This is a genomic window from Rhizobium sp. BK112 (assembly GCF_014193215.1).
In the GTDB taxonomy this organism is placed as follows: domain Bacteria; phylum Pseudomonadota; class Alphaproteobacteria; order Rhizobiales; family Rhizobiaceae; genus Rhizobium; species Rhizobium anhuiense.
In genome coordinates this window covers 49,309-72,401 of the sequence record NZ_JACHYZ010000014.1, presented here as the reverse complement: position 1 = coordinate 72,401, position 23,093 = coordinate 49,309, and the positions used below count along the sequence as shown (strand labels likewise).

Genomic DNA, 23,093 nt, shown 5'->3' with positions numbered 1-23,093 from the left:
CGAAGGGGTGGAAGGGACCGCCGGCATGGGCTGCGCGGCTATCGCTGGCCGAGCGCCATTGCTTCGCGCCCGGATGCAATCGGAAACTCTCAAGCCGCTATCGGCGAGGGGAGGTGGCGCAGTTGTACCGGCAGCTTGGCGGCGATCTCGTCGTCGCTGAGGTCTTCCAGCAGCTTTCGAACGGCGCCGCCTTTACCGCCGTAGATCATCAGGGTGCGCTTGCCGCGCGAAGCCTCTGGCCAGCGCTCGCCCGCAAAGCCGCGATAGTCGTCCGCCGTACTGCTCCAGATGTGCTCGAGGCGTTCCGCGCGCGTCATGGCCCGAACCGGGCGGCTCTCGCGCTCGATAATCGCAAGGCGGATGGTTTCGACGGAGGCTTGATCGGCAAGGTCGCAATAGCCGTGAAAATAGCGGATCGCCTCGTCGATCCGGAGTGCGAAGAACACTGAGGTCACCGAGCCGGTCAGGAACTCGCGCATCGCAAACATCGAGCCGCGAATCCAGAGCGGCGGCAGGATTTCGAACATGTAGTCGTGCTCGGCCTCGCCGATCTCGAACCATTCGCCGGCGTAGCGCCGCGTCGCGTCGCCGTCCCAGCGGTTGAGTCGTTGATGATGACGGTCGAACATGCGGAACATCTGCGGTCGGCTTGCGACGCCCTGGAAGACTTTTCGGATTGCGGGAGAGGGGTTCATCTGCGGCTCCTTCGGGGTTTCGGACCGAAGCGTGGCACGGTCCTCTCGACCTTGCCTTCCTCGTCAGTCCTTCATGACCACTTCCGGGCCGCCGGCATCGCAGCTGCCGGGGTCAAGGGCCGGCTCCGCCGGGCAAAGCTTCCCTTGACGCGGACGGCGCGCATGCGGCACGCCTCCTCCTTCCATCGTTTCCCTCTTTTCCTTTTCCCTGATCTTCAGGGCCTCGTTCCAGTCGTCCGCCGGGGGGCGAAGGCGCGACCAGTCGCAACCTGCATCGTCGGCAAGCGTCCGCAGCCGTTCGGCAAACATGTCGCCCTGTGGATTGGCGTCCGTTGCGGCAACCATCTGGACGCCCGGTTTCGCGGCCAACTCGCGCAACGCTGCCTCCGTCGCCGGCGACCATCCGCCGCCGGTGCTGAGATAAAGCGTGCCCTCATGCGAACCTTCGATCGCCGCGAGGCTCATGGCATCGATCGCGGCTTCCGTCACAGCCAGGCGCACTGCGCTATCCGAACCGAAACGAAAAAGAACCTTGGTTCCTCCGGACGCAAAACCCCGGTATTGCGGACCGCGCGCTTCCCAGCCGGTTAAAACCCCGGCCTTATCCCGGTGCGCCGCCCACATGCTACCTTGCGGACCTTCGCGCAGAAGGTCGCCTTTGATCGCCGTCCGCAGCACGTTCGCTGGCAGGCAGCGCTCGCCGTTGAGATATCGCCATGACGCGGAACCCGGCCAGGGACGGCGGCGGGACTGCCACCGATCGGGAAGAGAGAGGTCGCATCTCGCGCCATCTTTCGCCGGCTGCCACTCCGGCTCCGTGATCTGAAAGCCGACCAGAGCCGCGACCCGTTCTGCGCCTTCGAGAAAACCGACGCGATCGAGATTCTCGACGAGCCGGAACACATCGCCTTTCGCTTCGGACAAAGGATCGAACCATCCGCGCCCTTCACAGGTGACGATGATGATCTCGCCGCCGCGGCGGAACTTGACCGCCCGCCGCGTGCTTTCCTTCGCGTCTATTGCAAACCCGGCATGCTCAAGCACTGCCGCACAACTGACCCGCTCGCGGAGCCCTTCTATCTCTCTTCTCTTCATTTTCCTTCCGATCGCCCGGCGATCGGCCTCCATAGTCCTTGCCTGCCCGTAGGTTCACGCACGCCTTTCGGCAGGCCCCGAAGAGCAAAGACTGCAAGGGCGCGGCTGACAATTGTCGGATCATGCAAGCTGACATCGGACGCGGCGAAGCTTCCCTTGCGGCCTGCCGCTCGCAAGGGGCACCCAGGCGGCGCCGGCTCAATGAGCCGGCCAGGGCATATACTCGTGCACGATCGCCAGATCGTCGTCGGCGTCGATCTCGTCGGACGGAAGGACGCCGTATTCGCCGTCGACCTCGAAGAGGGTGACCGGGACCATCAGGTCACGGGACAGCTGGAAGGCGTGGGACTGGGCGAGAGATAGATCGTGCGACATTTGAGAGGGCTCCTTCGGGAGCGGGCCAATTCCCGCTCGATGGCTCCTCAAAAGGCTCGGGGTCCGGGCGCGATCACCGCGACGCGAAGCGGCGGCGGCCGCAGCTTGCTAGCGGACCCTTTATGGGTTGATCGTGGAAGATCCGGAACCGAGCCAGGACGCCATCAAAAGAGAGCGGGATTGGCTTGCTTCCGATGGCCAATACGTTTCGGCACTATCTCTCTTGCATGTCCCGCCTGCTTGCTGCTGTAGACCGGTTTGATCATGGGATCGCCGATGGCGACACTAAGGCACAGGAGGGCAAATGGTGCTCGCTCACGGATCTTTTCTGCGCGATGCTCTTGGACCCTCACTCGCGGCGCATCCTGAGGGGTCCTGACGAAGTTTTCGCGTAGGCTTGCCGACAGGATGTCCCATGTGGGTTATCCAACACTACCTGCGTCATCGGCATCAACGAGAGTTGGGATGCAGAGCGAAGCCTTTCGAGCAAATTTGAGCCGGATCGTTCGGCGATGACCCTACGGTGGACCGTGCCTTTGAACTCGTGGAAGGCGGCTTGCAAAGCCTGAAGCCGGTTTCAATTCGTATCAATCGGATTTCTTGAGGTTTGCCTTCTCAACGGCCGCTTCTATTGACGTGGCGCCGAGCGACCGGACTGCCCGCTCAAAATACCCCTCGATTTCGTTGATGCTTTTCCCTTCGATCTGTGCAATTTGGGCCGCTGCCTTACCCTGTGCAACCCATCGTAGACATGTCAGTTCGAGCGGCGAGAGCATTCGCATTTTCATATGCAAAACCCTCGCCCTATCAAGGTTGCTCTTAGACACCGGCGCGCCCCGTCGCGTCACCGGTCATGACCTGCCAAAGCTCGGTAACGGGGTGCGAACGTGGAAGCTGCTGAATATCGCCTTCGATCCAGGTCTGCGGCGAATATGCGCATGCGTGCATGGGTGAGCTTGAATTGCCCGTCGGACGGATCGAGCGTGAAGCCGACGACGCCGAGGCCGAACGTGATCACCAGCAGCGTCGACGGACCGTAGATGGCATATCCCGCGCAGAGATAGTCGCGGCCCTTTCGCAAGACATTGCGATCGTCATCCGACAGGACCTGGCCGACGGCAAAGATCGAACCGACTGAGAGGCTCACCTCGAGGTTGGACGAACCGTCGAGAGGATCAACATAAAGGATGAGGTCTCCCGCGGACGGGGTCTTCAGCCACGCGACGTCCTCGACCTCCTCGGAAACATATGCGGCAAGCGAGTTGGCGCTGGCGCATGTTTCCCGAAACACGCGGTCGGCCAGAACGTCTAGGAGGTTCTGATCTTCACCCTGGACGTTCGTAGTGCCGGCGCTGCCGACCTGGTTCTGAAACGCCGCTTCCTTGAGCTGGTCGGCCACCACGACCGCAGAGGCGGCGATGCTTTCCATCAAGGCTGCAAGAGCGGGATCGACCTTCCTCTCGCGTAGATAGGCGCCCAGTTCCATGTCCAGTGTTATCGTCATTGTCGATACTCGGCCTGTCTTTGACTAGTGAATTGGTTTCACCGCTGTTTGCGAACGCCATTGTCATGCGCCATTCGCAGCACAGCGGCTGTCTCATGCGGAGCGTTGGGTGGGTGGAAACTGCACCAGCGTGCCGGCGCCGCCGGAAACCGGGTGCGACGTTTGGTCGGCCTCAGCGACACTCGCCGTTACAAAACCCATGTCTCGTCCATTTCCTTCGATCTTGAACTGCTGGACCAGGGCCAGCAGGCTGTCGGCCTGGGAGGCGAGTTCGCGGCTCGCGGCCGTCGTCTCCTCGACCATGGCCGCATTGTGCTGTGTCATTTGATCCATCTGATTGACGGTCGCGTTGACGCCCTGCAGCGCGCTCGACTGATCGTGGCTGCCGCGGGCAATCGTCTCGACATGCTGGCTGATCGTGACAATCTGCGTGCTGATCTTCGCCAGCACCGCCCCGGTTTCCTGAACCAGGTGCGAGCCTGTGTTGACCTCGGCTGTCGACTTGTTGATGAGGACCTTGATCTCCTTGGCTGCCTTGGCGGAACGTTGCGCGAGTTCGCGCACCTCCTGGGCTACGACGGCAAAGCCTTTGCCGGCCTCTCCGGCACGGGCTGCCTCGACGCCGGCGTTGAGCGCCAGCAGATTGGTCTGAAAGGCGATCTCGTCGATCACACCGGTGATCTGTTCGATCTCGCGGGAGGCTTCTTCGATGCGGCCCATCGCGTCGATCGCATTGTTGACGACGATAGCCGAGTCGTCTGCGCTCCGCTTGGCCTGGCGAACGATCTGGTCGGCGTCCTTGGCACGCTCCGCTGACGAGCGAACCGTGACCGTGATCTCGTCGACGGCGGCCGCCGTTTCCTCGAGCGAGGCAGCCTGCTGCTCGGTCCGCTTGGCAAGGTCTTCAGCCGCCTCCGCCATCTGGTTGCCATTGCCCTGGATCATTTCGACATTGTCGCGGATCTGGCGCATCGTCGCCTGCAGCCGCGTCATCGAACCGTTGAAATCCTGTCGAAGCTGGTCGAGCTCTCCGTCGAGAGGACGAGCGATGGTCACCGTCAGGTCTCCGCTCGCGAGTTTGTGCAAGCCGGACGCAACCGCCTCGACCGCGCTGCTGATCGCAGCCGCATCGCGGCTCTTTCGCAAATCGTCTTCTTGGCGTTGTTGCCGCGCGAGCGACCGCGACTGTTCCGCCTCACTTTCGATGCGGATCTTTTCGAGCGCGTTGTTACGGAATACGTCCAACGCTCTTGCCATTTCGCCGATCTCGTCGCGCTTTTCGACGCTGCCGATCTTTTCGTCGAGTTTTCCGGACGCAACCGCCTTCATCGATGCAGTCAGCGCTTCGATCGGAGACTTGAGGGTTCTGAGCAGCAGGAAAGCAGCGATGCAACCGAAGAGCAGGGCAAGCACGGTCGTCACGACGGATATATATTGCGCCTGATCCTGTGCGGCGGAGGCATGATCACGCTGGACTTGAGCGAACTCGAGGATCTTGTTCCAAGAGTCGTTCATCCTGGCGCTCGCCGCCTTGAATGCCGCGTCACGAGCCCCGACCTTGACGAGGAACTGATCGAATGCCTCCTGCGCCTGACCAATCACCGCAACGGCCTTATCGGACAATTCCTGGATGGGACCGTTGGCCGCGTGCTGTTCTTTCACCTTACCGAGATACAAGCCTAGCCCTTTGAGGCGACCTTTTACCTTCTTGAGCGTGTCTTCATTCATGCCACCTAGAAAATCGGAGGAGGCGATCCGAAGTTCATAGTTCATGGAATTGATCTTGTTCAGCGTTTCCGCCGTCGCCGCTTGTGCTGCCGCTTGGTCAGCGGGGATGTTCAAATAGGTTTGCAGTTTGGACTGCACATCCGACAAGGTTGAGAGATCGCTGGAAATCCCCTCCCGAAGTTGCCTTTCGTCGCTGTGCATTTCCCAGAGACCGTCGATCGTCTTTGAAACCTCTTCGGCAATCGTCCCGGCGGCAAGCAGGCTCTGTCGTTCATCCGGTTCCTGAGCGAAGGACAAGCTCGTCGATATCTTGGCGCTCTGGTCGGCGAGCAGCGCCTTCAGCGCATCGCGCTTGGCCTCCGTCGCCTCGAGCAGGAAGGAGTTCATCCCGTCCTGAGCCTGCTTGATCGCCGACAGCGTGACCATCCCGCTCGAGCTGCTCGCAAGCTGGGTATTCAGCATGTTGCCGGAAAGATAGTTGACGAGGCTCAAGCCCGCGATGCCGACAAGTATCGGCGTCAGCAGGCAGAAGATTTTGGTCCGGATCGGTCCGCGCAATAGCAGGAAGTCAAAATGAATGCTCATGATTCTCCACCCAAGATAACGAGTCCAATAATAATTATTCTGAGTGAATGAATATCCGGTAAAATCGATCTCGAATTAGTAATGTTTCATGAATATTCCGTCGCGGCCGTCTCCAGGATTTCCAGAATCCGGGCGGTCACGTCCTGAGGAGCGGCAAGACCGTCAACCTGAAAGTACGGCGACCGATCCTTGTAAAATTCACTGACCGAAAGGGTCTCGGCCCGATACGCTTGGAGGCGCAGTTCCAACGTCGCGGCATTGTCATCGGCGCGTTGCGCGCCGGCGGACTGTGCCGCTCTTCGGCAGATGCGGTCGTAGAGTTCTTCCTCCGGGACGACGAGTTCGATGACGGCCGTCAAGGAACGCTCCCCGAGCGATTGATCCAACGCGGCAGCCTGCACGATCGTGCGCGGGAACCCGTCGAGCACAAAGCCGCGCTCAGCTTCCGGACCGGCAAGCCGGTTGGCAACGATCGCCGAGACGGTATCGTCGGAAACGAGGCCGCCGGCTGCCATGGTCGCCGCGACCGTGCACCCAAGAGGCGTCTCCGCCTTTACCTCGGCCCGAAGGATGTCGCCCGTCGACAGATGAGGGATGCCGAGCTTTTCGCAGATGCGCTTGGCTTGGGTGCCCTTGCCGGACCCGGGCGGGCCCATCAGTATCAATCTCATGGGATAAGTCCTTTCCTTCGGTCTCACGCTGCCTCGACCCTGTTCTGCCGGTTGGCGATCAGATCATCGACGACAGCCGGATCGGCAAGCGTCGAGGTATCCCCCAGTGCACCGAAATCGTCCTCAGCGATCTTGCGCAGGATGCGGCGCATGATCTTTCCCGAGCGGGTCTTCGGCAGGCCCGGCGCGAACTGGATCTTGTCCGGCGAAGCGATCGGTCCGATTTCCGCGCGGACATGCTTGACCAGTTGCTGACGCAACTCCTCGGACCCCTCACTGCCGGCCATCAGCGTGACATAGCAGTAGATGCCTTGGCCCTTGATGTTGTGTGGAAAGCCGACGACGGCTGCCTCGGAGACAAGGTAATGCGAAACCAGAGCGGACTCGACTTCCGCCGTCCCGAGCCGGTGGCCTGAGACGTTGAGAACGTCATCGACGCGACCGGTGATCCAATAATAGCCGTCGGCATCACGGCGACAGCCGTCGCCGGTGAAATATTTGCCCTCGTAGGTGGAGAAGTAGGTCTGGATGAAGCGCGCGTGGTCGCCATAGACCGAACGTGCCTGACCGGGCCAACTGTCGGCGATGCACAGATTGCCGTCGGCGGCACCTTCGATAAGCTTGCCTTCCGCATCCACGAGCTCCGGCTTGATGCCGAAGAAGGGGCGGGTGGCGGAGCCGGGCTTGAGGTCGGTCGCGCCCGGCAGCGGCGTGATCATGATGCCGCCGGTTTCCGTCTGCCACCAGGTGTCGACGATCGGGCAGCGCCCGTCGCCGACAGTGTGATAATACCATTCCCAGGCTTCCGGATTGATCGGCTCGCCGACCGAGCCGAGAAGCCGCAGGCTTGAACGGCTTGAGCGTTTGACGAAATCATCGCCGGTGCCCATCAGCGAACGGATTGCCGTCGGGGCGGTGTAAAAGATGTTGACCTTGTGCTTGTCGATCACGTCCCAGAAACGGCCGGCATCCGGGAAGGTCGGAATTCCCTCGAACATCAGCGTCGTCGCGCAATTGGCAAGCGGCCCGTAGACGATATAGGAGTGGCCGGTGACCCAGCCGACATCGGCCGTGCACCAGTAGATATCGCCGTGCTGGTAGTCGAACACATATTCATGGGTCATCGAGGCATAGACGAGATAGCCGCCGGTCGTGTGGAGAACGCCCTTGGGTTTGCCGGTCGAACCGGAGGTGTAGAGGATGAAAAGCGGATCCTCGGCCCTCATCGGCTCGGGCGGGCACTCCGCCGAAACAGAGGCTGCTTCCTCGTGATGCCAGAGGTCGCGGCCCGGCGCCCAGCCGATCGCCGCACCGGTACGGCGGATCACCAGGACGTTCTTGACCAGGACATGACCGCGCGCGGCGATATCGATCGCCTTGTCGACGTTGGCCTTCAGCGGAACCGGCTTGCCGCCGCGCAGGCCCTCGTCGCACGTGATGACAAAGGTCGATTCACAATCGACGATGCGGCCACCCAGCGCCTCGGGCGAAAAGCCGCCGAAGACCACGGAATGGATCGCGCCGATACGGGCGCAGGCGAGCATCGCATAGGCCGCTTCCGGCACCATCGGCATGTAGATGGTGACGCGGTCGCCCTTCTGGACACTATGCTTCTTCAACACGTTGGCGAAGCGGCAGACCTGCTCGAAAAGTTCGTTATAGGTGATCCTCTTATCGACAGAGGGATCATCGCCTTCCCAGATGATGGCGACCTGATCGCCCCTCGTCTCCAGGTGCCGATCGATGCAGTTGTAGGCGACATTGGTCTCACCGTCTTCGAACCATTTGATCGAGACGTCGCCGGTAAACGAGGTGTCCTTTACGCTGGTGTAGGGCTTGAACCAGTCGATACGCTTGCCGTGCTTGCCCCAGAACTGCTCAGGGCTGCCGACGCTTTCCTCGTACCATTCCTGGTACTCGGCCTTGTCGATCAGCGCATAGCTCTGCACCGGCTTGGTAACCGGGTATATCTTTTCCGACATTAAAACTCCTCAAACGTCAGTCGGCCGGCCGACAGGATCGATGCGCCATTGCCCGCCAAAAAATCTCACTGCGCGGCAACCTGCCGCTGGACGACCTCAAAGATGAAACTATCAAGAAGGGACACTTCGCTGTGGCTGAGATGCAGCCCCTTCTTCGAGCGTCTCCAGAGAATGTCACTCGTTGTGCGTGCCCATTCGTGCTCCATCAGGTAAAGCACTTCGGCTTCGTAGAGGTCCGACCCGAAATGCCGGCCGAGATCCTCGATCTTCTTGGCAGTGCCGAGAAGGACGGATGCCTTCGTGCCATAGCGGCGGACAAGCCGGCGCGCATGTGAAGCCGCGAGGAACGGATAGGCCGTGTGAAGCTTGGTGACCTCCGCCTCGTAGCCTTGAACCGGAAAGTCGCCGCCCGGCAGATGGCTCTTGGCGGTCCAGGGGGCGCCCTTGACGCCGATCGCCTCGCCGACCTTCTCCAGCGCATGTTCCGCCAGACGCCGGTAGGTGGTGAGCTTGCCGCCGAAGATGTTGAGGAGCGGAGCCCTGTTGACCTCGCTGCCGACGAAGCCATCAAGCTTCAGCACATAGTCGCGCGTCGCCTCCTGCGCCTTCGTGGCGCCATCGTTGAAAAGTGGGCGTATCCCTGAATAGGTCCAGACGATATCGTCCTGCCTGACTGGCTCCTTGAAATATTCGCTGGCCGCCTTGCAGAGATAGTCCGTCTCCTCTTGTGAGATTCTGACATCCTTCGGATCGCCGCTAAAGTCGCGATCGGTGGTGCCGATCAGCGTGAACTCGTCCTCATAGGGAATGGCGAAGATGATGCGATTGTCGGGATTTTGGAAAAAGTAGGCGCGCGGCCCTTCGAACTTCTTTTTGACGACGATATGACTGCCCTGGACGAGGCGCACATTGCGGGACTCGTTCTTGCCGAAGGCGCCTCGGATGACATGGTCGACCCAGGGACCGGCCGCGTTGACGAGCATGCGCGCGCGGTGAACCGTCGCGATCCCGGAGACCGTATCCACCGTCTCGATCGTCCAGAGCCCATTCTCGCGCCGTGCCGAGACCACCTTGGTGCGCGGCATGATCAGCGCGCCCTTGTCGGCAGCATCGCGGGCGTTCAAGACCACGAGGCGGGCATCGTCGACCCAACCGTCAGAATATTCGAAGGCCTTAGTGAAGAGCGCCTTCAGCGGTTTGGCCGCCTCGTCGCGGCGCATGTCAAGCACCGCAGTCGGCGGCAGCAGCTTGCGGCCGCCAAGATGGTCATAAAGGAAGAGCCCAAGCCGGATCAGCCAGGCCGGACGGATGCCGCCCTTTTGGTAGGGCAGCACGAAGCGCATCGGCCAGATGATGTGCGGCGCCATCGCCCAGAGCACCTCGCGCTCCATCAGCGATTCACGCACCAGCCTGAACTCGTAGTGTTCGAGATAGCGCAAGCCGCCATGGATGAGCTTGGTGGCGCCAGACGAGGTGCCGGAAGCGAAGTCGTTCATCTCCGCCAGCGCCACCGAATAGCCGCGACCAACCGCATCACGTGCGATCCCGCAGCCGTTGATACCGCCACCGATCACGAACAGGTCGTGGATCTTATCTTCCATATCGATCTCCCGTGACGTCACGCCGTTGCCGCGTAGGAAAGCGTGCTTGCAACGGCAGCGCGCCATTTCCGATAGCGTCGTGCGCGCTCGTCAGTGTTGAGGTTGGGGGTGAACCTGCTTTTCGCCTTCCAGTTCGCGGCAAAGTTTTGAAGGTCGGGCCAGACGCCGGCCTGCGAGCCAGCCAGTGCCGCAACACCGTATGCAGTCGCTTCCTGGCTTTGCGATCGCTCGATGACGCTTCCCAGGCAATCGGCCAAAGCCTGCATGGCCCAATCGCTACCCGACAGGCCGCCGTCGACGCGAAGGGTCGCGCCCCTCACCTCCATCGGGTAGTCGCAGGCCATTGCCTCGAGGAGGTCGCGCGTCTGGTAGCAGACGGATTCCAGGGTCGCCCGAGAAAGCTCTGCGATCCCTGTGCCTCTCGTCAGGCCAAAAATCGCGCCACGGGCTTGCGAATTCCAGTGCGGCGCGCCAAGGCCGGTGAATGCCGGCACCAGATAGACGTCTTCCTGTTCGTCAGCCAGATGCGCAAGTCGGCCGGTTTCGTCGGCTTCCTTGATAAGCTTCAAGGAATCTCTCAGCCATTGAACCGCAGCACCCGCCATGAAGATCGAGCCCTCAAGCGCGTAGGTCGTTTTGCCATTGAGGCGATATCCAATGGTCGAGAGGAGGCGGTTGGACGACCGGACGATCTGATCGCCGGTATTCAGGACCACGAAGCATCCCGTGCCATAGGTCGATTTGAGCATCCCGGGTTTGAGGCAGGCCTGGCCGATCAAGGCGGCCTGCTGGTCGCCCGCAAGCGCCCGGATCGGAATTTGAGCGCCGAAGTGGCCGGCAATCGTCTGGCCGAAATCGTCAGCACAATCCTTGACTTCAGGCAAGAGAGCCCGCGGCACTCTGAAGGCGCCCAGCAATTCATCATCCCAGCGGTTCTCGCGGATGTCGAACAAGGCCGTGCGTGACGCGTTGGTCGCGTCCGTTGCGTGCACAGCGCCGCCTGTGAGCATCCAGGTCAGATACGTGTCGATCGTGCCGCACAGCAACTGGCCATTCTCAGCCGCGCGCCGCGCGCCCCCGACATTGTCGAGGATCCAGGCGATCTTCGTGGCGGAAAAATAGGGATCGAGCAGAAGACCGGTTTTTTCTTGAATCAGCGGACCAAACCCATCTGCGCGCAGGACCTCGCAGGCGCCGTAGGTCCGCCGGTCCTGCCAGACGATTGCAGGATGGATCGGCTTTCCCGTCGACCGCTCCCAGACAAGGCATGTTTCGCGTTGGTTTGTGATGCCGATTGCCGCAACGTCCCGCGCCTCGATGCCTGCCCGCTTCAGAGCATTGCGAGAGGTCTCAAGCACAGACTCCCATATTTCTGAGGCGTTGTGCTCGACCCAGCCGGACTTCGGAAACGACTGCGATATCTCTTTTTGATCGATCGCGATCGGCTGGGCATCGGGGCCGTAAACGATGGCACGGGAGGACGTTGTCCCCTGGTCGATCGCCAGAACATAGCCGGTCATGGAAGCCTCAAATCTTGTTGACAGAAGGGGACCGCCAGCGTCCTGGGAGGGAGACGCTGGCGGCCGGCGGCGGAAGACTGCTAAGCTGCAGCGTTCTTCGCCTCTTGTGAGAAAATCGCTTCGACCTTCGCCGCGATTGCCCGGCCGAGCGTGATGTTCGTCTCGGCAGAGAAATGGATCCCGTCGCAGCCATCGGTCTTTACGAACTCACCGGCGTCGAGGAAGTAGACCTTCAGGAAATTGGCGAGCGCCTTGTACTGCTTTGCGAGTTCGAGGGACTTTTCGTAGCCACCACCAAACATGCCTTCGAACCATGGGTCAGGCATGGGAGCGAGCGGCGGCGGCGAAACGATCAGGAGCTTCGGCGCAGGGTAGGGCGTGCCGATACCGCCGGCACAGGTGAGAACCTGGCCTGCAAGCTTGCCCATGCCGTTGGCGATCTCGTAGGGCGTGCGGCGGAAGTAGGACTTGGTATCGTTGGTGCCGAGCAAAATGATCACAAGATCGAGCGGCAGGTGGCTGGCGAGCGCCATCGGCAAATAGGCGCTCCCATTTAGCCGGGGATCGTTGGGGTCCTCGACGCTCGTTGTGCGGGCACTTAAGCCCTCCTCGATGATCGCATAGCCGTCACCCAGCGCCGCTGCCATGGCGCCGGTCCAGCGCTGCTCAAAGGGGTATCTGAGGGTCGGCGACGATTCCGGCACCGGAATCCATCCCCAGGTGAGTGAATCCCCAAAACACAGTATTGAGCGGCTCTCTGCCATATCGTTATTCCTCCGATAACTACGAGTTGCGTGCCTTGAGGCCGTAGAAAATGGCCGCAAGCAGGATGATGAGACCTTGCGCGATGAGTTTCCCGGAGTCGCTGACGCCGAAGGACGTCATCACGACAAAGAGGAGCGCGAACGAAAGGACACCGAAGAACGGCCCCCAGACGCCACCTTCCCCCCGGCCGAACACCACGCCGCCGAGAATGGTCGCCGCAACGGACAGGATCGGGAGATCCAGGCCGACACGAACGCTTCCGACCGCAATCGACGCCGTTTGAACGAGGGCGGCGATGCCGGCGATAAGGCCTGCGAGTGTGTGCGCCACGACAACCGTGCGTTCGACGGGAACGCCTGAGAAGTGCGCGGCTTCCGCATTGGCACCCACCGAGGTGACGTAGCGCCCGAACACCGTTCTCGACAGAAGCAGGGACAACAGCGCCGTCAGCACGACCCAGAACAGAACCGGGAGCGGCAGGGGACCAAGTTTCACATTGTAGATGGTGTTGAAGTAGGTCGGCACGTTGCCCGGCGGCTTGCCGCTCGACAGAAACTGCACGGCCCCGACAAGGATGATGCTGACTGCAAGGGTCACGATAACCGCCGAGACACGCCGCTTGCCGACCATGAAACCGTTGAACAGACCGATTGCCGTGCCCGTGAACAGAGCGAGCAGGACGAAACCTGTCGCCGACATTCCGGGAAGAAGATTCGACGAAATGAAGTAGTTGACGAGCAGGATGATGCCGCCGCCTGCGAGGTCAATGCTTTTGACGCGCATGACGAGCAACTGACCAAGGACGAGGACACCGAGAGGCGCCACCTGGCGAATGAAGATGCCCATGACATTTGCATTCAGCATCTGCGGGCGCGAAACCCACAAGACGATCAGTAGCAATGCAAAGACATAGTATGCGGGCGCAACCCTGAGCATTCGCTGAATTGCGGGATTGTTCGCGAAGGCTGACATCTTAGAGCCCCATCTTCTTGCGTGTCTGGAAACCGACGACAAGGAGCAGGATGCCGCCCTTGATCGCCGTCTGAATAAACGGCGAAACGTTGACCAGATTCATGCCGTTGGAGAGGAGCGCCAACACCAGGGCTCCGATAATCGTGCCCTGAAGGCTGCCGACGCCGCCGGACAATTGCGTGCCGCCAATGGCGACGGCCGTGATCGCATCGAGCTCGAAGAGAAGTCCGACATTCGGATCTCCGGACACGATGCGGCCGGCCAGGAACACGCCGGCAAGAGCCGCAAAGCACGAGCAGGCGACATAGGAAAGGACGACATTGCGCTTGTCGGCGACACCGAAGTTGCGTGTGGCGTCTTCTACGCCGCTGGAAATACCGCCGCCGATCGCGAAGAGGTGAAGTCCGAACCGCGAGCCGTAGAGCAATTTCCAGGCAACCAGGGCGACACAGATGCCCCAGAATATCGGCATGGGTATCCCCAGGAACGACCCGGAGACCGAGCGGATGACGACATCCGGAATTGTTCCCCCGGAGACGGGACGCAAGATGCGCGCAGCTCCGAGCACGATATATTGCATCGCCAGCGTCGCGATGATCGGATGGACGTTGAGACGAGTGATCACGATGCCGTTGGTCAGGCCGAGCAGGGCCGCCAGCAGGAAGACTGCCGGTATCGTAATGTAGCCCGGGGCGTCCAACGCCAGTATGGCTGTCGTGAAGCTGATCAGCGATCCGACGGAAAGGTCGAGGCCGCCGACGAGGATTACGAACAGCTGGCCGACCGCCGTGATGATCAGCGGCATTGCCTGGGCGATCAGGTTGAACAGGTTTTCACGGTTCAGGAACTGATCTGTCTGAACGATCAGTGCAATACTGAAGACGATGGTGATCAGCAAGGGAACAATCCAGAGACCTTGGCGGTTCTGACTTCCCGTAAATAGTCTTGCAAGGGCCTTAGTCATCGGTTTGACTCTCAGATTTGGCGTTCACGCGCTCAAGGCGGCGTCGAGGATGTCGTGCTCGGTGGCCTTTGCGGCGGGCATCTCGGCGACAACGGTGTCGCCATGGACGACGTAGATGCGATCGCATAGACCGATGAGTTCCACGGTTTCCCTCGACAGGACCAGCACGGCCCCACCGTTCTGCGTGAAGTCGCGAAGCAGCTTGTAGATTTCCGATTTGGCGCCGATGTCGACGCCGCGTGTCGGCTCTTCAATCAGCAGGATGTCGAGATTGGCGGCGATATAGCGTCCGAGCAGAACCTTCTGCTGATTGCCGCCGGAAAGAGCGCCAACGGGCGCGGACGCATTGATCGTCCGCACATTCAGCCGCTGGATCGTGTCGGCAACGACCTTCCGATAGTTCTTCGCGGGGGAAAAACCCCTCCGTGCCGAATGAAGGGCAATCTCGATATTGTGGGCAATCGGAAGGTTCAGGAACAGACCCTCTTCCTTGCGATCTTCAGGAACGAACCCCACACCCATCTGCTGCAGCTTGCGGATGCCGTTCTCATTCGGCACGGGCAAGGCAAGTGATTTCCCCTGGAATGTGACGGTGCCGGAAAACGGCTGGAACTGGCCAACGAGCGAGCGCATGAGTTTCTGCTGCCCTTGCCCTTCCAGCCCCGCGAGAGCAACAATCTCACCCTTGAAAACATGCAGCGAGAAAGGCTTCGTCGACGCGCCGATCTTGAAGTGCTTTATATCGAGCATCGGCTCGCCGGCTGCCGAGTTGTTTCTTTCCGGGAAAAGGTCTTTCAATTCCCGGCCGACCATCATTGCGATGAGCGATGTCGGCGTCATTTCGGAAAGAGGGCGCGTGCCCACCAGCTTGCCGTCTTTCAGGACCGTGACCGTGTCACAGATCTGGAAGATTTCATCCATCCGGTGCGAGATATAGACGATCGCCTTGCCCGCATCGCGCAGTCGCCGGATATGCTTGTTCATGATCTCGACATCGGCGGCATTAAGAGCAGCCGTCGGCTCATCGAGAATGAAAATCGAGGCATCGGCCTTGATGCCATGGGCGATCTCGACGAACTGCCGTTCGGCGATGCTGAGATTCGAAACCAGCGTCCGCGGATCGAGGTTGAGCGAAAGCTCCTTCAGCGCTTTGCTGGTTTCGGCATTCATGCGCTTGTAGTCGACAGTGCCGAAGCGCGTGACCGGCTCACGCCCGAGAAACATGTTTTCGGCGATCGTGAGGTTTGACAGGAGCGTCATTTCCTGGAAGACGGTCGATATGCCGAAATCAAGTGCCTCTTTCGGATTGACGAAGGAGATCTTGTGGCCGTTCTTGAAGATATCGCCGCTGTCGGGCCGATGAACACCCGCAAGGATCTTCATGAGGGTCGATTTACCGGCGCCATTCTCGCCCATCAGGGCATGCACCGAACCCGGCAAGAGCTCCAGCGACACTCTATCAAGTGCCAGACTTCCGCCAAACGACTTTGAAATGTTCGACATTTCTACAAGGTTGGCCATTGCTTCCTCCCAATCACGCAATTCCGTTCCGGTGGCCATCCGCCGGTTCCGGAACGAAACCGGCGGACGCGCCGCGGGAGAATGATTACTTGCTATAATACTTCTTCAGATCGTCTTCGGAGAGCTGAGAGGGCCACCAGACGTTCGCGGAGAGATCGTCGCGGTAATACTTCTTGACCTTCTCGAGATCCCATCCCGGAGGATTGTAGTCGTAGTGCTTGTAGAGCTGCTTGCCCTCGAGCAGAGCAATCGCAGCGTGCACGCCCTCGGCACCCTGGGCCGGCGAGTATTCTGCAGAGATCGACTCGAAGCCGTCGTTGATCCACTGGCCGAAGAACCCGTTGTTGCCTTCGCCCGAGATCGGCGGGATCTTGGCGCCGAACTGCTTGAAGACGTCGACGCAGGCGCGCGTCATGTCGGCGCCCGACGACCAGATGCCGTTCACATCCGGGTTGTTCAGGTAGAGGGTCTCGCAAACGCTCTTGCCCTTGTCATACTGCCAATCGCCATGCTCTTCGGCGACGATCTTGACGTTTGTGCCCTTCAGCGATTCCAGAAGACCATTGTAGCGGTTGGTGTCTTCCGGATGGCCGGCAAGACCGCGCAGCACCCAGATCTTGCCGTCGTTTCCGACCGTCTTGACGAGCCAGTCGCCCATCACCTTGCCGAAGTGCTCGGCACCGCCTTGGATTTCTGTCGTGTAATCGTCCGTTTCAACGCGGCCGGTATGGACGATGACCGGAATGCCAGCAGCAATCGCCTTCTTCATCGATGCGTTGGCGGAGGTGGACGTGACCGGCTGGACGATGATCGCGTCGACTTTCTGCGCGATCAGATCTTCGATGTCGGCAACCTGCTTCTTCTGGTCAAAGCCGGCGTCGAGCAGGATGAACTTCTTGATGCACTTGTTGGCAGCAGCAGCAGCCTCGGACTCGTGAGCGACCTGGACCGTCCAGGTATTGGCGTTGACGCCAAAGTCGCTCATGCCGATGACCCAGCCGCAATCCTTCTTGTACTTGCCAGCTTCGGTCTGCGGGTTGTCGCCAACTCGCGGCGTGATGCCGTCCATGAACTTGACGTCATCAGCCCAAAGCGGGCCCGCGGTGGATGCCACCACAAGCGTCGCCCCGAGAATAGATTTCAGATAGCCGTTCACTGAGAATTCCTCCCTTGCACAAACACCGTCGTCCTCATCGACGTCGGATCTCCATTGACACGGAGACGCACTTATCCAGGCCGCTGAAGCGGCTTTAGTCGCGGGCCAACGCCATTGGATGACGGGGGTTGGCTATGTTCAGTTCCTGGAAATCTTGCTCTCCCATTCACAGAAATGCCACACCTCTGAAACGCTGTCAATAATTATTCAGACTGAATGAATATCAATAAACTTGCGCCACAGATCGACAAAGGCCATAATCACCTCAGAATGTTCATGCGTCTTTATGATTTGCCATAAAGGTGGGGAGGAAATGCGGTCAGTCTTATGTTACGGCGACTCGAATACGCATGGCCAAATTCCGGGGGGCTCGCCGCTCGACCGATATGGGCCAAACGAGCGCTGGCCTGGCGTTTTGAGGCGGGAGCTTGGAAGCCAGTGGTACGTAATCGAGGAGGGTCTAAGTGGCCGCACGACGGTTCGCGACGATCCGATCGAGGGATCGATGAAAAACGGCCGGACCTACCTGCGGCCGTGCCTCATGAGCCATGCGATCCTCGACCTTGTCATCATCATGCTCGGGACGAACGACCTGAAGGCGCGCTTCGGTCAACCACCCTCCGAAGTGGCGATGGGGATCGGTTGCCTGGTCTACGATATCAGGGAACTTGCGCCCGGCCCGGGCGGCAAGCCCCCCGAAATCATGGTCGTTGCACCACCGCCGATGCTGGACGATATCAAGGAATGGGAACCTATTTTTTCTGGCGCCCAGGAGAAATCCCGGCGTCTCGCCCTCGAGTTTGAAATTATTGCCGATTCGCTCGAAGTCCATTTCTTTGACGCCGCTACCGTCGCGGCCTGTGATCCGCGGGATGGTTTTCACATCAACCGGGAAGCGCATGAAGCCTTGGGAACAGCGATTGCCAGGGAAGTCGAGGCGATCGGTTGGAGATGATGATATTGCCGCAACGACACGACAAATGGATGCCAGTTCATCTTTATGCCTTACTCGGCGAGGATTGCATTGATGCCTGATATGCGTTTTGCACCACCCAATCCCCTGCGTATTGCCGATCGGGCAACCGGCCTGAACGCCGTTAGCGTGCGCAGCTACAATGAGCGCCTGCTCCTGTCGCTGCTGCTTCAAAACAGTGAGATTACCAGACTGGAGATCGGCGAACGGACAGGCCTCTCAGCCCAGACGATCTCGGTGCTCGTCAGATCGCTGGAACAGGAGGGGCTGGTTTCAAAGGGAGAAGCCCAAAAGGGGCGTGTGGGCCCGCCGACCGTCCCTGTAGCCCTCAATCCCGAGGGGGCTTTTTCGATTGGCATCAGCGTTGGCCTGAAGCGGACAGACGTCGTGCTGATCGATTTCGTGGGCGCCATTCGCTATCACATGCAGTTGCCCAACCCGCGACCCGAGCGCGACAGCAACCAGACGATGTTCATCGACACCATTCGTCAGGCGGTGAACATTGTTCCGAAGAATGCTCAAAAGCGGCTGGCCGGTATTGGTCTCGCTCTGCCGTCGAGCGCATCGGAGGGTCGTGAGGCGAAAGCCTATTTCGACTCCCTGCAAAAGGAAGTCGAGGAACTGACCGGATACTCGGTGTTCGTGCAGAACGACATCACCGCTGCGGCCAGCGGCGAGAGCATGTTTGGCATTGCCAAGCCGTTTTCCGACTATCTCTATTTTTACATCGGTGCAAACCTCCACAGCCGCCTGGTGCTGAACCACCAGATTCATCACGGCAATTCGGTGGTCAGTTTCGATGTGGGGGTGGCGTCATTGGAATCCAAGTTGACCTCCGCAGGTGCCCCGACGGATCATCTTTGGCAGCCGCTTGCACCATGGCCCGAAAACGGCCTGGTTCTCGAATGGGAAGGCAGGCTCGCGGAAGAGATGCACCGCATCGTCAAGTCGCTTACCCAGTTTGTCGAGCTGGAAGCCGTTATCGTATCTTCGTTTGTGCCGGCCAACATTTCTCGGAATGTTTGTCTCTTGCTGCAGAAATTGGTTCCCGCGGTCCCGGTCATGCCGACAAGCATTCTGAGCGCACCAAAGGCGGTCGGCGCTGCAAGTCTGCCGTTCATGTCAAGGTTCATGGTCGAGAGTGGTGTCTAGCTGATCGCAGCGGCTAGAGGCTGCTTCTAAAGGCTGGGACCTTGCGACAGACTTCTCACGTCACCAACTCGCTATAAAACGAACTGACATTTCGCGTGCAGCAGAGCCGTGATCTAAGCCTGATGAGCGCCTTCTGTTTGTGGGGCGGTACGTCATCGGCGTCCCGGCGAATTGTCGTCCAGCCGGCAACATTGGTTGCCGGCCCTAGAACTGACTTCGACGAAGATGAGGGTGCTAAATCCATTTGGACTGCCGCAAATCAGGCGGCCCTATAAAACCCGAATTCTCGTCCATTTCCTTCGATCTTGAACTGCTGGACCAGGGCCAGCAGGCTGTCGGCCTGGGAGGCGAGTTCGCGGCTCGCGGCCGTCGTCTCCTCGACCATGGCCGCATTGTGCTGTGTCATTTGATCCATCTGATTGACGGTCGCGTTGACGCCCTGCAGCGCGCTCGACTGATCGTGGCTGCCGCGGGCAATCGTCTCGACATGCTGGCTGATCGTGACAATCTGCGTGCTGATCTTCGCCAGCACCGCCCCGGTTTCCTGAACCAGGTGCGAGCCTGTGTTGACCTCGGCTGTCGACTTGTTGATGAGGACCTTGATCTCCTTGGCTGCCTTGGCGGAACGTTGCGCGAGTTCGCGCACCTCCTGGGCTACGACGGCAAAGCCTTTGCCGGCCTCTCCGGCACGGGCTGCCTCGACGCCGGCGTTGAGCGCCAGCAGATTGGTCTGAAAGGCGATCTCGTCGATCACACCGGTGATCTGTTCGATCTCGCGGGAGGCTTCTTCGATGCGGCCCATCGCGTCGATCGCATTGTTGACGACGATAGCCGAGTCGTCTGCGCTCCGCTTGGCCTGGCGAACGATCTGGTCGGCGTCCTTGGCACGCTCCGCTGACGAGCGAACCGTGACCGTGATCTCGTCGACGGCGGCCGCCGTTTCCTCGAGCGAGGCAGCCTGCTGCTCGGTCCGCTTGGCAAGGTCTTCAGCCGCCTCCGCCATCTGGTTGCCATTGCCCTGGATCATTTCGACATTGTCGCGGATCTGGCGCATCGTCGCCTGCAGCCGCGTCATCGAACCGTTGAAATCCTGTCGAAGCTGGTCGAGCGACGGGGCGAAAGGATGCTCAATGCGATGATCCAGTTTCCCCTCGGCAAGATCCTTCAGACCGGTCGCCAGCGCTGACATGGCCACTTCCAACTCTGCCGCGCTTCTTGCCCTTTCGGTCTCGCGCAGTTGTCTCTCCTGTTCGAGCAGCCCATTGCGGTGGATCGCCTCATCCTCCATTCGCACCTTGTCGACGGCGCTTTGACGAAAGGATTCGAGCGCACGCGCCATAACGCCGATTTCGTCGGTACGCGACACGGATCGGATCTCGATCGTCTGATCACCGTTGTTTAGGCGGTTCATCAAGCCTGTGATGTCTTTCAAGGGTTTCGTGAGGCGAGACGAGAAAATGTAACCCACGATCCCCATGCCGAACAGCACCGCCAAGGTGGTCAGACCAGCCCACTTCGCAAGTTCATCCGCTGAGGCGAGAACCTTCGCCTTATCCTGGCCAATGACCAGAAGGTGCGGTTGCCCGAAAAGCGTCACCGGCACATAGGAATAAAAATTCACGCCGTTGGCGGCGTCGGCGAAGATGGAACCACTCTTTTGGTCTCTGGCAGCCTGAACCAGTTGCGGCGCTAAGCCGCCTTCCGCTACCTTGCCGGCCCGCAATGTGCCATCGGCGCCGATAAGAAAAGCCTCGTCAACAGCCCGGCCCAGCCCTTCGGGCGAAATGAGCGCCAGAAGCTTGGCTGGTGCGATCCGGATCACGACGGTGCCACGTTTGACAACTGAGCCCCAGACGACGTTGGCAAGGGGCTTAGCAAGAAAAGCCGAAACGTCGCCTTCCTCGCTTTTGAACGGTATGAACCCCGTCCGGTACACCTGATCGGCGGGGCCGGCGACGGATGAATCAAACAGCGACCTCAGGGACGCGTTCTTCGGATCCTGAACGGTCGCCATGAACTCCGGTCCCTTGGTCACTGTGTAGACCAGCTGGCCATTGTTATCGATGACGAAGATATCGCTCAGATCGGCATTCTTCCAGGCGCTGAACAGTGGCCCATGCACCGAGCTATGCTTGACGGAATAGAGCATCTTGACCGTCGATCCGTCGAAAGCTGCTCTTTGTTCAGGAGTCTTCGACATGTCTTGGAACGCCTCGCGTACCTTTTGGTCAGACATCGCGATGGCCTTTCCGGCCTGCTCCGTCATTTCGCCGAGCGACTGGCTCTGTGCAATTTCGGTCAGCGTCTGCGCTACCCGTTCATCATAGGCTCTGAGCGCCTTCGACTGATTTGCTGCGATTGCCTCGAGGCGGATCTTGCTTGCCTCTATCAAACCGTTCTTTCCGATCTGATAGCTCAATGCCCCGACAGACGCGCAAGAAACGATTGCTGTTCCTATGATCACGGCCGCAAACTTGGCTTTGATGGACCGCATGCGGTGGAAGAGTCGCAAAGAATTGTGGGACATCTGCATTTTGAATCCATTTCGAGTTCAAACAGTTGCAAATCATCATTGACGATACTTCTAAAAAATCCGTTACGACCCGAAAGTTTCTTACTATTTTCAATGCCTTGCACAGAATCCTGCTCGGATCTTTTGAGGTTTTCCAATGTTGCTTTTGTGGCTTTAAGGCCAATTCGTTGATGATATCGCTTAAATATTGCAACATATCCACATACGGGCGATCTGGGCTGGAGTTGTCACCACCGGGACTGGTACTGAAATAACCTATGAAACGTGTACACGTTGCTCGTCACATCGGAAGCGAGCCGCGGGCGGGCAGGGTGGCGTTTCAGAATTCTCGTCCGTGGAAATCAGGGCATTTCGTTTGAAAGATGCGCAAACACCACATAAATACACAATTCCAAGGACAACGTCGTGGGCTTCCGGGTTCGCGGTCATCCAACTACGAACGCATAGATCCGCCACTCCAGGGACTGTCAGCATCAACGTTGCTGTCGGCCCGCACCGACCCGAGGAAGAAGCCGTCGATGTCGAGCGAAGTCCGCAAGGAAGTCATTCTGGAACGGCTGGATCGTGACCAACGCGTCAGCGTTGTCGAGCTTTCCGCGGAGTTCGGTGTTTCGGGTGAAACCATTCGACGCGATCTGAAGGACCTCGAGGCCGAGGGGGCCGTCCGGCGTGTTCACGGAGGAGCTATACCGGCCGGGCGCACCGCTGATGTGCCGATCACCGATCGCATCAGGTTTAATGCGCTCGAAAAGGATGCGGTCGCGCAGATGGCGCGCAACCTGATCAACGATGACTGTGCCATCTTTCTAGATACTGGCACCACCACTTTATCCCTTGCGCGGCACCTGGTTGGCTTCAAGAAGCTAAGGCTCTACACGAATTCCCTAATGGTGGCGCAAGCCGCCTGCCAGCATTTTGGCGTCCGGGTCCAGATGACACCGGGAAATCTCCGCCCTATCGAACAGGACCTGGTCGGCTACGACACGCTGTCCTACATCCAGCAGTTCCACTTCGACATCGTCTTCATGGGCGTGGCGGCGATCAAGGCGGAATATGGCTTCATGGACTATGAAGAGGATGAAGCGAGAATCCGCCAAGCTCTACTGAAGCAGACGGCCCGAAGCATCATGCTGGCCGACCATTCAAAGTGCGGCAAAACCGGCAATGTCATTACCGCCGCGTTTTCCAGCGTAAACACATTGGTCACCGATCAGCGCCCGCCGACGGATATCCTGGCGGCGGCAAAAAGGGCCGATCTTGAAATCATCCACGGTTGACAGTCCGCTGAAAGCATCAGGTTG

At 59.6% G+C, this 23,093-nt stretch carries 16 protein-coding genes and 4 pseudogenes; 3 read left to right on the top strand and 17 right to left on the bottom strand.

Annotation, left to right across the window (positions count from 1 at the left end; genetic code table 11):
* Positions 1-89: 89 nt before the first annotated feature.
* The 16 genes and pseudogenes from FHT75_RS29530 to FHT75_RS29460 form a co-directional block, all read right to left on the bottom strand.
* Positions 90-695, bottom strand: a complete 606-nt coding sequence (locus FHT75_RS29530) for a DUF1419 domain-containing protein (RefSeq protein WP_183845356.1) — start codon at positions 693-695, stop codon at positions 90-92.
* Between the two features lie 63 nt (positions 696-758).
* Entirely contained in the window at positions 759-1,790 is a 1,032-nt protein-coding gene (locus FHT75_RS29525; RefSeq protein ID WP_183845355.1) for a DUF3991 and toprim domain-containing protein, read from the bottom strand.
* Between the two features lie 198 nt (positions 1,791-1,988).
* Positions 1,989-2,165 (bottom strand): hypothetical protein, encoded by a 177-nt coding sequence (locus FHT75_RS29520; RefSeq protein WP_042119556.1) that lies wholly within the window; start codon positions 2,163-2,165, stop codon positions 1,989-1,991.
* Between the two features lie 587 nt (positions 2,166-2,752).
* Entirely contained in the window at positions 2,753-2,941 is a 189-nt protein-coding gene (locus FHT75_RS29515) for a LuxR C-terminal-related transcriptional regulator (protein WP_246712989.1), read from the bottom strand.
* 49 nt (positions 2,942-2,990) lie between these two features.
* Positions 2,991-3,098: pseudogene (locus tag FHT75_RS29510) on the bottom strand (ornithine cyclodeaminase); the annotation flags it as partial.
* Positions 3,099-3,123: 25 nt separating this feature from the next.
* Positions 3,124-3,651, bottom strand: a pseudogene (locus FHT75_RS36030) (hypothetical protein); the annotation flags it as partial.
* A gap of 231 nt (positions 3,652-3,882) precedes the next feature.
* Positions 3,883-5,424: pseudogene (locus FHT75_RS29505) on the bottom strand (methyl-accepting chemotaxis protein); the annotation flags it as partial.
* A 644-nt stretch (positions 5,425-6,068) separates the two neighbouring features.
* Positions 6,069-6,653, bottom strand: coding sequence for an adenylate kinase (locus tag FHT75_RS29500; RefSeq protein WP_183845353.1), 585 nt, complete (start codon positions 6,651-6,653; stop codon positions 6,069-6,071).
* A gap of 23 nt (positions 6,654-6,676) precedes the next feature.
* Entirely contained in the window at positions 6,677-8,635 is a 1,959-nt protein-coding gene (gene acs / locus FHT75_RS29495; protein ID WP_183845352.1) for an acetate--CoA ligase, read from the bottom strand.
* A 65-nt stretch (positions 8,636-8,700) separates the two neighbouring features.
* Positions 8,701-10,236, bottom strand: a complete 1,536-nt coding sequence (gene glpD, locus FHT75_RS29490) for a glycerol-3-phosphate dehydrogenase (RefSeq protein WP_183845351.1) — start codon at positions 10,234-10,236, stop codon at positions 8,701-8,703.
* Positions 10,237-10,253: 17 nt separating this feature from the next.
* Positions 10,254-11,756 carry a glycerol kinase GlpK gene (gene glpK / locus FHT75_RS29485; RefSeq protein ID WP_183845350.1) on the bottom strand — a complete coding sequence of 501 codons (1,503 nt, stop codon included), beginning with the start codon at positions 11,754-11,756 and terminating at the stop codon, positions 10,254-10,256.
* Positions 11,757-11,836: 80 nt separating this feature from the next.
* Positions 11,837-12,520 (bottom strand): SGNH/GDSL hydrolase family protein, encoded by a 684-nt coding sequence (locus FHT75_RS29480; RefSeq protein WP_183845349.1) that lies wholly within the window; start codon positions 12,518-12,520, stop codon positions 11,837-11,839.
* 19 nt (positions 12,521-12,539) lie between these two features.
* On the bottom strand, positions 12,540-13,493 hold the full coding sequence (locus FHT75_RS29475) for an ABC transporter permease (RefSeq protein ID WP_183845348.1): 954 nt from the start codon (positions 13,491-13,493) through the stop codon (positions 12,540-12,542).
* 1 nt (position 13,494) lies between these two features.
* Positions 13,495-14,391: an ABC transporter permease gene (locus FHT75_RS29470; protein WP_246712988.1), complete on the bottom strand. Its 897-nt coding sequence runs from the start codon at positions 14,389-14,391 to the stop codon at positions 13,495-13,497.
* 90 nt (positions 14,392-14,481) lie between these two features.
* Complete coding sequence (locus FHT75_RS29465) at positions 14,482-15,978, bottom strand: sugar ABC transporter ATP-binding protein (protein WP_183845346.1); 1,497 nt, start codon at positions 15,976-15,978, stop codon at positions 14,482-14,484.
* 85 nt (positions 15,979-16,063) lie between these two features.
* The gene (locus FHT75_RS29460) at positions 16,064-17,134 is read right to left on the bottom strand and encodes an ABC transporter substrate-binding protein (RefSeq protein ID WP_312865388.1); all 1,071 of its coding nucleotides are present in this window, start codon (positions 17,132-17,134) and stop codon (positions 16,064-16,066) included.
* A 286-nt stretch (positions 17,135-17,420) separates the two neighbouring features.
* On the opposite strand from FHT75_RS29460, the gene FHT75_RS29455 reads away from it, so the two are divergent.
* The gene (locus tag FHT75_RS29455; RefSeq protein ID WP_312865387.1) at positions 17,421-18,089 is read left to right on the top strand and encodes an SGNH/GDSL hydrolase family protein; all 669 of its coding nucleotides are present in this window, start codon (positions 17,421-17,423) and stop codon (positions 18,087-18,089) included.
* Between the two features lie 81 nt (positions 18,090-18,170).
* Entirely contained in the window at positions 18,171-19,259 is a 1,089-nt protein-coding gene (locus FHT75_RS29450; protein ID WP_183845413.1) for an ROK family transcriptional regulator, read from the top strand.
* A gap of 259 nt (positions 19,260-19,518) precedes the next feature.
* Here the strand turns inward: FHT75_RS29450 and FHT75_RS36025 are convergent.
* A pseudogene (locus FHT75_RS36025) lies at positions 19,519-20,754 on the bottom strand (methyl-accepting chemotaxis protein); the annotation flags it as partial.
* Between the two features lie 1,556 nt (positions 20,755-22,310).
* Here FHT75_RS36025 and FHT75_RS29440 point away from each other — a divergent pair.
* Complete coding sequence (locus tag FHT75_RS29440) at positions 22,311-23,069, top strand: DeoR/GlpR family DNA-binding transcription regulator (protein ID WP_183845344.1); 759 nt, start codon at positions 22,311-22,313, stop codon at positions 23,067-23,069.
* Positions 23,070-23,093: the final 24 nt, after the last annotated feature.